This window comes from Pseudomonas putida (assembly GCF_001976065.1).
Taxonomy (GTDB): Bacteria; Pseudomonadota; Gammaproteobacteria; order Pseudomonadales; family Pseudomonadaceae; genus Aquipseudomonas; species Aquipseudomonas serbica.
Window position 1 is genome coordinate 129,668 of sequence record NZ_MNAH01000003.1, and the last position, 13,166, is coordinate 142,833.

General features: G+C 63.4%; 6 protein-coding genes. 4 read left to right on the forward strand and 2 right to left on the reverse strand.

Features of this window, described 5'->3' with window-relative positions; genetic code table 11:
• Positions 1–7,557 (reverse strand): type I polyketide synthase, encoded by a 7,557-nt coding sequence (locus BKX96_RS11710; RefSeq protein WP_077183969.1) that lies wholly within the window; start codon positions 7,555–7,557, stop codon positions 1–3.
• Positions 7,558–7,940: 383 nt separating this feature from the next.
• Here BKX96_RS11710 and aer point away from each other — a divergent pair, with 383 nt between their 5' ends.
• Together aer and BKX96_RS11720 are read left to right on the forward strand one after the other, a co-directional pair.
• Complete coding sequence (gene aer / locus BKX96_RS11715; RefSeq protein WP_046819474.1) at positions 7,941–9,506, forward strand: methyl-accepting chemotaxis protein; 1,566 nt, start codon at positions 7,941–7,943, stop codon at positions 9,504–9,506.
• Between the two features lie 304 nt (positions 9,507–9,810).
• A complete protein-coding gene (locus tag BKX96_RS11720; protein WP_077183970.1) occupies positions 9,811–10,305 on the forward strand; it encodes a hypothetical protein in 495 nt (164 codons plus the stop codon).
• 56 nt (positions 10,306–10,361) lie between these two features.
• On the opposite strand, the gene BKX96_RS11725 is transcribed toward BKX96_RS11720, so the two are convergent.
• Entirely contained in the window at positions 10,362–11,039 is a 678-nt protein-coding gene (locus tag BKX96_RS11725) for an alpha/beta family hydrolase (protein ID WP_077183971.1), read from the reverse strand.
• 81 nt (positions 11,040–11,120) lie between these two features.
• Here BKX96_RS11725 and ccoN point away from each other — a divergent pair, with 81 nt between their 5' ends.
• Together ccoN and ccoO are read left to right on the forward strand one after the other, a co-directional pair.
• Positions 11,121–12,545, forward strand: coding sequence for a cytochrome-c oxidase, cbb3-type subunit I (ccoN, locus tag BKX96_RS11730; RefSeq protein WP_046819471.1), 1,425 nt, complete (start codon positions 11,121–11,123; stop codon positions 12,543–12,545).
• A 10-nt stretch (positions 12,546–12,555) separates the two neighbouring features.
• On the forward strand, positions 12,556–13,164 hold the full coding sequence (ccoO, locus tag BKX96_RS11735; protein WP_046819470.1) for a cytochrome-c oxidase, cbb3-type subunit II: 609 nt from the start codon (positions 12,556–12,558) through the stop codon (positions 13,162–13,164).
• The last annotated feature ends 2 nt before the right edge of the window (positions 13,165–13,166 follow it).

A 13,166-nucleotide genomic window follows, 5' to 3' on the forward strand; every position in this document is an offset into this window, starting at 1 on the left:
TCAATTGATCAAACGGGATAGTTGAGAATCAGGGTCGCGCGCGCCTTCACGGACCTGCGCCAGCTCGGCTTCGGACAGATCGGCGCCATGGCGCGCCAGCGTCAGCGCCTGCAAGTTGTCTTCGGCAATCGGGGCGGCCTCGGCATCCTGGCTGCCGCGCAACAGTTCGAGAATGCGCACGGTCAATTTGGCGATGCTCGAAGTTTCGCTCAGCTCCATCACCGGCAAGCGAATGCCGAAGCGCTCCTCGACCGCCACCACCAGCTCCACACTCATCAACGAGTCCAGCCCCAGTTCCTGCAACGGCCGGCTGCTGTCGAGCTTGCTGGTCGGCATGCGCAGGATCTCGCTGATTTCCTGCTTGAGCATCTCGGCGAACAGCTCGGTGAGTTCCTGGTCGTTCATCTCCAGCAACAGGCGCTGGATGTCATCGACGTTGCTCTCCTCCTCCTGCTCGCCACTGTGCAGGCGCGCCAGTTCACTGAACTTGGGCGAGCCGGCGGCTGGCAGGAAGCGCGACAGGGCTTTCCAGTCGAGCTCCAGCACACCCAGCCCGGAGCGCTGTTGCAACAGCAGGCGTTCCAGGGTGTCGAGCGCCGCTTGCGACTGCAAGGCCGCGCCGCCCATGCGGCTTTGCAGGGCGTCCTTGACGTCCTGGTTGCGCGCGAGGAAACCGGCATCGTCGATGGCCCCCCACAGCACCGCCGTGGCCGGCAAGCCTTGCAGCAGGCGATGACGGGCCAGGGCTTCGAGCCAGTGGTTGGCGGCCACGTAGTTGGCCTGCCCCGGGTTGCCGAACAGGGTGGTCGCCGAGGAGAACAGCACGAAGAAGTCCAGCGCCAGGTGCGCGGTCAGTTCGTGCAGGTACTGCGCGCCCTTGGCCTTGGGTTCGAGCACCCGTTGCAGTTGCGCCTGGGTCAGGTTGCGGATCAGTCCGTCTTCGAACACGGTGGCCGCATGCACCACGCCACGCAGCGGCGCCGTGGAGGCTTCGATGCTGGCCAACACGCTGCGCAGTTGGGCGCTGTCGGTGATGTCGCAAGCCAGCGCCTGCACCTCGATGCCCTGCTCACGCCACGCCGCCAGCGCCGGTTGCGCTTCTTCGGTGGCGGCGCCGCGCCGACCCAGTAACGCCAGGTGCCGCGCGCCCTTGTCCACCAGCCATTGCGCGGTGCGCAGGCCGAAACCGCTGAGCCCGCCGGTGACCAGATAGGTGCCGTCGGCCGCCAGCTGCAATGCCTGCGCCTGTGCCAGCGGTGCGCGGAACACCTGCTGGATCGGCGTGCGGTAGGTGACGACGATCTTGCCGATCTGCCGCGCCTGCTGCATGTAGCGGAACGACTCGACGACATCGTTGGCATCGAACTCACGGTACGGCAACGGGCTGAGGATGCCATCGCGGAACAGCTGCATCATGTCGCTGAACAGGCGGCGGGTCAGGTCCGGGCGTTCGCTCATCAGCTGGTCGGCGTCGATGCCGAAGTAGCTGATGTTGTTGCGGAACGGACGCAAGCCGATCTTGGTGTTCTGGTAGAAGTCACGCTTGCCCAGCTCCAGGAAACGGCCGAAGGGCTTGAGCACTTGCAGGTTGCGGTTGATCGCCTCGCCAGCCAGGGAATTGAGCACCACGTCGACGCCACGGCCGTCAGTGATCGCGAGGATCTCGTCGGCAAACGCCAGCGAGCGCGAATCGAACACATGCTCGACCCCGAGCAGGCGCAGGAAGTCGCGTTTTTCATCGCTGCCGGCGGTGGCGTAGATCTCGGCCCGGCACCATTTGGCGATCTGGATCGCGGCAATGCCGACACCGCCCGCGGCGCCGTGGATGAGGATTTTTTCGCCCGGTTCCAGGCGCGCCAGGTGGTGCAGCGCGTAGTACACGGTGAAGAAGGTACTCGGAATGGTCGCCGCCGCCTCGAAGGACATGCCCTCGGGAATCCGCGCCACTGCATTGGCATTGGTGATCAGGCGATTGGCGAAGCTCGACGGGCCAAAGCCGACAACCCGGTCACCCGGCTGGAAGTCGCCCTGCACCTGCGCACCCTTGCCGCGCACGACACCGGCGAATTCGAAGCCCAGGGTCGGGCCGGAGAAGCCGTTCTCGATGGCTTCGTCCGACAACAGGCCGAGGGCATACATGACATCGCGGAAGTTCAGGCCGGTGGCCTGCACCTCGATGTCCAGCTCATCGCCGGCCGGCAGTAACGGCTCATGGGCTTCCCAGCGCAGGTTGCGCAACTGGCCCGGCAGCTCGAAGCCAAGGCTGACCTGGGTCGCGAGCTGTTGCTCGGCGCCAGCCTCCTGATGATGAGGGCGCACCCGCAGGCGGGCTACGTAACGATCGCCCTCGGCACTGATGGCCAGTTCGGTTTCGTCATCGGCGTTGAGCAGGGCCGGCAGCAACGCTTCGACACCGGCCCCTTCGGCCAGGTCCAGCAGGCGCACGCGGCAACCCACGGCTTCGTTGGCCAGGGTGCGACCAAAGCCCCACAGCGCCGCGTCGGCGACGGATGCCAGGCTACCGGCGACCTGTGCCGCGGCCGGCAGCAAATGCACCGCCGCGCCGCGGGTCAGCAGCCAGCAATCGGGGCTGATGCCCGCCTGCTCGCACGCTTGGGTCAGTGCCGCGGCCAGCATGCAGCGCCGCGCCTGATCATCCAGGCCCTCGCTGCCGAACAGGCCACTGAGCAACAGCAGGTGCTGTGGCGCGGGCGTGGTGCGCAGTTGCGCGGCCAGGTCCTGGGCCGGTGCCGGCGCCAACCAGTCAACGCTTTGCCCTTGCTCGCGCAGGGCGGCAGCCAGTTGTTCGGCGAAGGCTTGTTCCGCGCCCTGCTCATCGGCCACCAGCAACCAGCGCTGGGCCGGCAGGGGTTGCGACTCGAAGGCCGCCGCTTGTTCAGCCGCGCCTACCAGCACGTAGCTGCCGCTGGACATGGCCGGGCTCAATTCCAGCGCCTCGCCGACGTTCAGGCCGTGACGGCGCAGTTCCTGTTGCCAGAAGCCCGGGCGCTGCTGCACCGACAGGCTGTCCTGGCCCTGCCCGGCGAGCCACCACGAAGGTTGCGCGCCGAACACGAAATCTGCCCAACGGGCCGGGTGCTGCGCCACCAGCATCAGCTGGCCACCTGCCGACAAGCGCGCCGCACCATGACTCAGGCCTGCGCTGATGGCTTGCAGCGGCGCCAGGTCGCTGGCGACCAGCACCAGGTCAAACCCCTGGGCGGGCACGGCCGGCAGTTGGGCGGCGTCGCTCAGGTTGAGCAGCTGCAGGTCCGGGAAGTCGGCTTGCAGCAAGCTGGCCGGGTCGAGGTCGTCGGCGCTGTACTGGTAGTCGATTCGGTCGAAGTCCAGCTGCGCACAGAGTTGCGCGGCGAACGGCGATCCACCGAAGCCAAGCTCGAGGATGCGCAGGCGCTGACCGGCCGGCAGCACGGCCAGGCGTTGGTCGATGTGGCGTTTGATCGCGTCCAGCAAGGCGTGGTAACCACTGGCACCCAGCACTTGGCGGGCCAGTTGCGCCGGCGAGGTTTCCCGCGGCAACAGCGCGTCGATCTGCGTCGCGCCGCTGAGCAGGTCCAGCAGGTGGATGCCGATACGGCCCACCGAGTGAATGATCTGGAAGTGCTCGGGATAACTGCGGAACAGTTCCTGCCAGATGTCCTGGGCACTCGGTTGCTCGCCCTGATCGGCCAACTGCCAGCCATCGCCGCTGGCGATCAGGCTGCCGTCGTCCAGCGCTTGCTGCAGCAGGTGATCGAGGTAGCCGCAGAAGCCTTGCGCGGCGGCCTGCCAGGTCGCCCGTTGCGCTGCGCTGAGCTGGCCGCCAAGGGATTCGATGGCTTCCAGCACGAAGCTGGCGCACAGGCTGTCCAACAGCGGATCGACTTCCTGGCTGTAACGCACCAGGGTCGGTTCATCGATCACCAACGCCAGGCTTTGTGCCAGTGCATCGCGCAATGGCGAGGCCGGTTGCGGCAACGCACGGGCGGCCAGCGGCCAGGGTTTGGCAATGCCGGCGAAGTCCACCAGTTTCAGGTCGCCGCTGCGGTCCTTGTGCAACTTGACGGCACGGAAGCGTGCGTCCTTGATGCACACCACGGCGCGCCCCTCGGCGTCGTACAGGGTGAAGTCGGCCAGCAGCGAGTGTTCCGAACGACGCACCAGGCGCACCTTGGCCAGGCACGGCGGCAGGCTGCCTGCGGCGAAGTTGATGCGCCCCAGTTTTACCGGGATGAACGCCAGCCCGTTGCGCGCCTTCGGGTCGCGGCTGAGCAATTGGGTGATCAGCTGGAACGCGCTGTCCAGCAGCGCCGGATGCAAGTGCAGGGCCGCCAGTTCGCAAGCGATGACACTCGGCACGCTGAGCTGCGCCAGTACCTGGTCACCGTCGATCCAGCCGGCTTCGATGGCCTGGTAGGCCGGGCCGTAATTCAGGCCGACCGCCGAGGTCAGCTGCAAATGTTCGGCACGGCTGAAATCCGCGGCGCGGGTTGGCAACGCGGGTGCCGGTTCGTTGAGCAGCACACCACGGGCCTCGCCCGGCAGGCGGGCAACCACGTGGCGGGCCCAGGGTTCTTCCTGGGAAGTGCTGCGCGAAACGATCGACACCGTGCCGTCACTGCTGTCGATCTGCACGCGCACGCGCTTGCTCGACTCGGCGTGCAGCACCAGCGGGCTGTGAATTTCCAGCTCTTCGATGTCGACGAATTCACCCGGTTGGTGGCACTGCGCTGCCGCCAGCACCAGCTCGGTGAAACCGGCGCCGGGGAACAGCACGGCGTCGCCGACCTTGTGGTCCTCCAGGGACGGGAACAATTGCGTGTCCAGGCGACTGTCCCAGGTCAGTTCGTGGCCGGGTACCGCATGGCCCAGCAACGGATGCACACGGTCGAGGTACAGCGTGCGCGCCGACTCGGGGGTATCGGCGTGCCAGTGCCGCTCGCGCTGCCAGGCATAGTTGGGCAGGCGCACGAAGCGGCCGGTGCTCGGGAACAGGCACGCCAGGTCGGTCTCGGCGCCACTGATCAGCACCTTGGCCACCGCGCGGGTGACCATGGGCGGCGCGTCGTCATGACGCTTGAGCGTGCCAATCACCACGCCCTGTTGCTCGCGTGCCGCCAGGGCATCGCTGACATAGCTGCGCAGGATCGGGTGCGGGCCGACTTCGACGAAGACGTTGTAGCCCTGCTCGCACAGGGTCTCGCTGGCGGACTGGAACAACACCGGGAAACGGATGTTCTGCCACCAGTACTCGGCGTCCAGGCGTTCGCCATCGAGCAGGCCACCGGTGACCGTGGAATACATCGGGATCTGGCTGGCGCGCGGCGCGATCTCGCGCAATGCCTCGACCACCTGCTCGGCGATCACGTTCATCGCCGGCGAGTGGAAGGCGTAGTCCAGGCCAAGGCGGCGCACGAATACCTGGCGTTCGGTCAGCGCCTGCTCAAGACGCTCAAGACCGGCCACGGAACCGGCCACGGTGGCGCCCTTGGAGCTGTTCTCGCCGGCGACGACCACGTCGTCCAAGCCCAGCTCCAGCAACAGGTTCGCGGTGTCACTGCCCGACAGGCCCACGGCGGACATCTGCCCGGAGCCGGCGGTCAGCCCCTGCAGGCGGCTGCGGTGGTAGATCACGCGGGTCGCGTCGGCCAGGCTCAGGGCGCCACAGGCCCAGGCGGCCGCCACTTCGCCAACGCTATGGCCCATCACCACCTGCGGTACCACGCCCTGGCTGGCCAGCATGCGAGTAACGCCCACTTGCAGTGCGAACAGTGCCGGCTGGGCCAGCTCAGTCAGGTGATAACGCTCCTGGCCGTATTCGCCCGCCAGTTCGGCGATCAGCGAATAGCCGGCCAGTGGCTGGAACTGCGCGTCGACTTCGCTCACCGCGGCATGGAACACCGCATCGGCGAGCAGCGCCTTGCCCATGCCCTGCCACTGCGAGCCATTGCCGGAGTAGACGAACACCGGGCCTTTGGCCTGATCCAGCGCGCGACCGCTTTCGACCACCGCGCTCAAGGCCGGTACGGCCGGGTCCAGGGCGAAATCCAGCAACGCCTGGGCGCTTTGCTGTTGGTCGGAGCCGAACACCACTACGCGCTGCGGATGCAGGTCGCGACGCATCATCGCCTGGTAGGCCACGTCATACAGACTGGCTGCCGGGTGATCGCCCAGGTGCTGGGCAATGCTTTCGGCCATGGCCGCCAACCCGGCGCTGTCCTTGGCCGAGACCATCAACGGCACCGCGCCCGCCTGGGTAACCGGCGGCACAACGCCCGGCGTGTGGCTTTGCAGGATGACGTGGGCGTTGGCGCCGCCGAAACCGAACGAGTTGACCCCCACCACCAGCGTGCCGTCCGGCTTGAGGGCGTGGTTGCGGGTGGCGACGTTGAGGTTGAGCTCGTCGAACGGAATACGCGGGTTGAGGTTCTTGATGCCGATGGTGGCCGGCACCTGGCGCTCGGTGACGCAGTACAGCGCCTTCATCAAGCCGGCCACGCCGGACGCGGCCTCCAGGTGACCGATGTTGCTCTTGACCGAGCCGATCAACAACGGCTTGTCCGCGCCGCGCACCTGGCCCAGGGCCAGGCCGATGGCCCGGCTTTCGATGGGGTCGCCCACCGGCGTACCGGTACCGTGGGCTTCCAGGTAGTCGATGTCGGCTGGCGAGATCCCGGCGCTGGCGTAGGCCTGGGTCATCAACGCTGCCTGCGCATCGGCGCTGGGTACGGTCAGCCCGGATTTGCGCCCATCGGTATTGACCGCACTGCCGGCGACGACGGCGAGGATCTGGTTGCCATCGGCCACCGCCTTGTCGTAATCCTTGAGGTAGAACAGCCCTGCCCCTTCGGAACGCACATAACCGTCGCCGGCTTCGTCGAAGACGTTGCAGCGCCCTTTGCGCGACAGCATCGAGGCCTTGGAGAAGATCAGGAAGCCGAATGGGTGCAAGTGCAGGCTGATACCGCCGGCCAGTGCCTGGTCGATATCGCCGCTTTGAATGGCCTGGCAGGCCTGGTGGAACGCGACCAGCGACGAGGAACAGGCGGTGTCGACCGCCATGCTCGGGCCGTGCAGGTCATAGAAATACGACAGGCGATTGGCCGCGATGCTGAAGGTGTTGCCCGTGGCCGTCGAGGCATCCACCAGCGACAGGTCATGGGACAGGCGATAGGCGTAGTCGGTGCTGGCAATGCCCAGGTACACACCGCAATTGCTGCCGCGCACGCTCGACGGTTTTACCCCGGCGTTCTCGAACACTTCCCAGCCCAGCTCCAGTAACAGGCGCTGTTGGGGGTCCATGATCGCCGCTTCGCGGGGAGAAATGCTGAAGAAGCCGGCATCGAAGGTGGAAATGTCGCCCAGCGTGCCAGCCGCCAGGGTGTAGGCGGTGCCAGGGTTGGCCTTGTCCGGGTGGAAAAACGCATCGCGGGACCAGCGGGACGGGTCGACTTGCGTGATGAAGTCGTGCCCTTCCAGCAGATTCTGCCAAAAAGTTGCGGAAGTGGAGCCGGGAAAACGAAACGAAGCCCCAATTATTGCAACTTTTTTACGCATGACTTTCTCCACCTTTTTATATTCTCAACGGTACCGCCATCGCTTCGTGCGATGGGTGCATCGAACACCCTCATGGGTCCGACATAACCTTGAGAAACTTGCTGAATTCCGTTGGGTAGTGACTCTGTATTTATTATTAGGAGTACTTTTTGCCCGGCATCGACTCCAGCGCCACTCAAGGGTGAGCTACTAAAACGCCACTGCCGGGGGCGCAAAATCATACGCTGAGCGCCCTTGCAGGGAAACCCTTACAAACCGTTACAGTACGACCCGTCGTCGCCTATTCGCCTTGATCGACGCCGGGCGCCCGGTAAAAAAAAATAAATTCAATAAAGCCGCTGCACGGCCGACAACCCGTCAAAGCCTTGCGGATTAAACAAGCCATGCGTAATAACCAGCCCATTACACAACGCGAACGGACCTTTCCGGCTCAGCAACGGTTGATTTCCACCACGGATGCCAAGGGCATGATCACCTACTGCAACGACGATTTCGTCGAGATCAGCGGGTTTTCTCGTGAGGAACTGATCCGCGCGCCGCATAACCTGGTGCGTCATCCCGACGTACCCGCCGCGGTCTTCGCGCACATGTGGGGCACACTCAAACAAGGCTTGCCATGGATGGGCATTGTCAAGAATCGCTGCAAGAGCGGTGACCACTACTGGGTTAACGCCTATGTGACACCGATCTTCGAAGGCAACCAGGTGATCGGTTACGAGTCGGTGCGGGTCAAGCCCACCGCCGAACAGATACGCCGCGCCGAAGCGCTCTACCAACGCATCAACCAGGGCAAGCCAGCCATCCCTGCCACCGATAAATGGTTGCCGGTGCTGCAGGACTGGCTGCCTTTCATTCTGGTCAGCCAGTTGAGTTTCATGATCGGTGCGACACTGACCTCCCAGTGGGGCTTCGCCCTGGCGGCCGGTCTTTCGGTGCCACTGGGCCTGCTGGGCCTGAGCTGGCAGCAACGCGGCATCAAGCGTTTGCTGCGCCTGGCCGAGCAGACCACGTCCGACCCGCTGATCGCGCAGATGTACACCGACAGCCGCGGTGCCCAGGCACGCCTGGAAATGTCGATCCTCAGCCAGGAGGCACGCCTGAAAACCTGCCTGACCCGCCTGCAGGACACCGCCGAGCACCTGACCGACCAGGCGAAGCAGTCCGACGCCCTGGCGCACGACAGCTCCAGCGGCCTGGAACGCCAACGCGTTGAAACCGAGCAGGTCGCCACCGCCGTCAACCAGATGGCGGCCACTACCCAGGAAGTCGCCAGCCATGTGCAGCGCACTGCCGACGCCACCCAGCAAGCCAATCGCCTGACCGGCCGCGGTCGCGACATCGCCGGGGAAACCCGCGAAGCCATCCAGCGCCTGTCGGTGGTGGTGGGGGAAACCGGGGTGACCGTGACCCAACTGGCCAAGGACAGCAACGAAATCGGCGGCGTGGTCGACGTGATCAAGGGCATTGCCGACCAGACCAACCTGCTGGCACTGAACGCGGCCATTGAAGCGGCGCGTGCCGGCGAGATGGGTCGTGGTTTTGCGGTGGTGGCTGACGAAGTTCGCCAACTGGCCCAACGCACCAGCGAATCCACCGGGCAGATCCATGCCCTGATCGCCAAGCTGCAGCAAACCGCGAACACCGCGGTGCAGACCATGGAAGCCGGACATCGCCAGGCCGAAGAAGGCGTGGCGCGGGTGCTGGAAGCGGATCAGGCGCTGGTCGGCATCAGCGAGGCGGTGGCCAACATCACCGACATGACCACCCAGATCGCTGCCGCGACCGAAGAGCAAAGCGCCGTGGCCGAAGAAATCAGCCGCAACATCAGCAACATTTCGGCACTGGCGGACCAGACCTCGGAACAGGCGCAGAACTCGGCGCTGTTGAGTGAAGAGCTGACCAAGACGGCGAATACGCAGTACTCGTTGGTGGAGCGGTTTAATCGCTGATCGTTAGTTGAGAAGAAATGCCGGGCGAGCTTTCGACTGCCACGAGAAGGTCAGCCCGACCGAGAAACCTTGCAAGTTCATACTTGCAGGGCTTTTCTCATTTTTGCACCGAGGATTTCTCAGCCAGGATGAGTTATTGAATATTGCGCAAACAACTAGCTCAGCACCGAAACACACCGAATCGATATAAACGACTGTCACTTTTACCAGTATCTACCCCGCACTACTTCCGACATTCTCTATGCATCGCGCAGATAGCTCTAGCTGAAGCGTAATAACCAACGCCATAGAGAAGAGTATTTATATGAACAATAACAAGCATCCAAACACGCCGTTAGCCAAGGTAAAAATCACTAGAAACAAAGATGGGTCGGCCACTATCAGCGACCTTCCAATCGGTAGAATCAACGAGTTTCAATGGAGATTAAAAGATATAGATTACAAGGCGGAGCTCGCACGATTTCTTATAGCCGCGGAACCAGATGGCGCCGACTCATGGCTATGGTTTGGCAGCTACGGACTTGAAGAAAATATTCACGGATATGGTTTACTGCTCCCCTTCAATAACGCGGCTCCCGTAGATGGAGTGTTCACGGTAGGTGGGCCAGAGCGGCTTGAAATATTTCATTTGCATTGGGTCGGCGGCCCTATCGCCAAAATTACTTTTGCGGACCGCGGTGAGGCGAGTGTAATGATCGCCCCCAACACATGGACAGTCACAGGTACATTCTCTGCAATGTTCATGGACCTGCACCTGAACCCTAGCGGTAGTTTCAATCTGGACATGTCCAATCAATAAAAGAATGCCGGGTTTCATCGCAAACTAGTGATGATGCCCTGTGTTCTAAAAGAACTTTATTCAAGAAACTCGGCCACCATCTTTACCGCCACGTCCAGATGCTGCTCATGCGTAAACCCCGAAGCCTTCAGCGGCTTCAAATCATGATCCCCCGCCACCAGCCAGAACACGTCGATACTCGGGGACAGCGAGTAACCCTCGACCGCCTCGCGATCGCCCAACGCATCCCGCTCGCCCTGCACGATCAGCGTGGGCGTCTTCAATCCAGCCAAATGCTCGACCCGAGGTTTTTCCGGCTTGCCCACCGCATAAAACGGATAACCCAGGCACACCAACGCATCGGCGCCCAATTCATCGGCGAGCATACTGGCCGCCCGACCGCCCATGGACTTGCCACCAATGGCCAGGGGCCCAGTGACATGGCGTCGCACCTGCGCGTACACCTCGCGCCAACACTCCAGCAGTTTGGGCATCGGATTGGGGGGGCGCTTGCCGCCATCGATGCGCCGCTGCGCCATGTAGGGAAACTCGAAGCGCAGCACGCTGACACCTTGCGCCACAAGGCGTGCGGTCATGTCGTTCATCCAGTTACTGTCCATCGGTGCACCGGCGCCATGCGCCAGGATCAGGGTCGCCGAGGCCTTGCCCGACGCCGCATCCCACTTCCATCCATGTTCGCGCACGCACTGCGCCCATTGATCCCCGTCAATACCGGCCTTGTGCTGTTTGTCCATGCTTGCCTCGCTTTTAGTCTGCCTATAACTCAGGCCGAAGGGTGCGCTTGCACACTTGGGCTGAACCGTGGATGGGGAACCATGAACACTTCTATCAGTACCGCCTACAACTATAAGGTGGTCCGCCAATTCGCCATTATGACGGTGGTGTGGGGCATCGTCGGCATGGGGCTCGGGGTTTTTCTCGCTGCCCAGTTGGTCTGGCCCGAACTCAACTTCAATTTGCCCTGGACCAGCTTCGGCCGCCTGCGCCCGCTGCACACCAACGCGGTGATCTTTGCCTTCGGCGGTTGCGCCCTGTTCGCCAGTTCGTTCTATTCGGTGCAACGCACCTGCCAGACCCAGCTGTTTGCACCGAAAATCGCCGCCTTCTGTTTCTGGGGCTGGCAGCTGGTGATCCTGCTGGCGGCCGTCAGCCTGCCGCTGGGCTACACCAGCTCCAAGGAGTACGCCGAGCTGGAATGGCCGATCGACATCCTGATCACCATCGTCTGGGTCGCCTACGCCGTGGTGTTCTTCGGCACGATCATGCAGCGCAAGACCAAGCACATCTATGTTGGTAACTGGTTCTTCGGTGCCTTCATCATCACCGTGGCGATCCTGCACATCGTCAACAACATGGAGCTGCCGGTCAGCTTCACCAAGTCCTATTCGCTGTACTCCGGCGCCACCGACGCGATGGTGCAATGGTGGTACGGCCACAACGCCGTGGGCTTTTTCCTCACCGCCGGTTTTCTCGGGATGATGTATTACTTCGTGCCGAAACAGGCCGAGCGCCCGGTGTACTCCTATCGCCTGTCGATCGTGCACTTCTGGGCGCTGATCACCCTGTACATCTGGGCAGGTCCCCACCACCTGCACTACACCGCCCTGCCAGACTGGGCGCAGTCGCTGGGCATGGTGATGTCGCTGATCCTCCTGGCGCCGAGCTGGGGCGGGATGATCAACGGCATGATGACCCTGTCGGGCGCCTGGCATAAGTTGCGCAGCGATCCGATCCTGCGCTTCCTCGTGGTGTCGCTGGCGTTCTACGGCATGTCGACCTTCGAAGGGCCGATGATGGCAATCAAGACGGTCAACGCCCTCTCCCACTACACCGACTGGACCATCGGCCACGTACACGCCGGCGCCCTCGGCTGGGTGGCGATGATTTCCATCGGCGCGCTGTACCACATGATCCCGAAAATCTTCGGTCGCCCGCAGATGCACAGCATCGGCCTGATCAACGCGCACTTCTGGCTCGCCACCATCGGCACCGTACTCTACATCGCCTCGATGTGGGTCAACGGCATCGCCCAGGGCCTGATGTGGCGTGCAGTGAACGAGGACGGCACGCTGACCTACTCCTTCGTCGAAACCCTGGTGGCCAGCCACCCCGGCTTCGTCGTGCGGTTGGTGGGCGGGGCGATCTTCCTCAGCGGCATGTTGCTGATGGCCTACAACACCTGGCGCACCGTGCGGGCCTCGCAGCCTGCCGAAGCCGCCGCTGCCGCGCAGATGGCCTGAGGAGTCCGCCATGAAACACGAAACAATCGAGAAAAACGTCGGCCTGTTGCTGCTGCTGATGATCCTGGCCGTGAGCATCGGAGGCCTGACCCAGATCGTCCCGCTGTTCTTCCAGGACGTGACCAACAAACCGGTGGAAGGCATGAAGCCCTATACCGCGCTGCAACTGGAAGGCCGCGACATCTATATCCGCGAAGGCTGCGTGGGGTGCCATTCGCAAATGATCCGTCCGTTCCGCGCCGAGACCGAGCGCTACGGGCATTACTCGGTGGCCGGCGAAAGCGTGTGGGATCACCCGTTCCTCTGGGGTTCCAAACGCACCGGTCCGGACCTGGCCCGGGTGGGCGCGCGTTACTCCGATGACTGGCACCGCGCGCACTTGTACAACCCGCGCAACGTGGTGCCGGAATCGAAGATGCCGGCCTACCCGTGGCTGGTGGCCAATGCGGTCGACAGCGGTCATACCGAAACCAAGCTCAAGACGATGCGCACCCTGGGTGTGCCCTATACCGACGACGACATCGCTGGCGCGGCCGAGTCGCTCAAGGGCAAGTCCGAGATGGACGCACTGGTCGCCTACCTGCAGGTGCTCGGCACTGCGATCAAGAGCAAGAGGTGAGC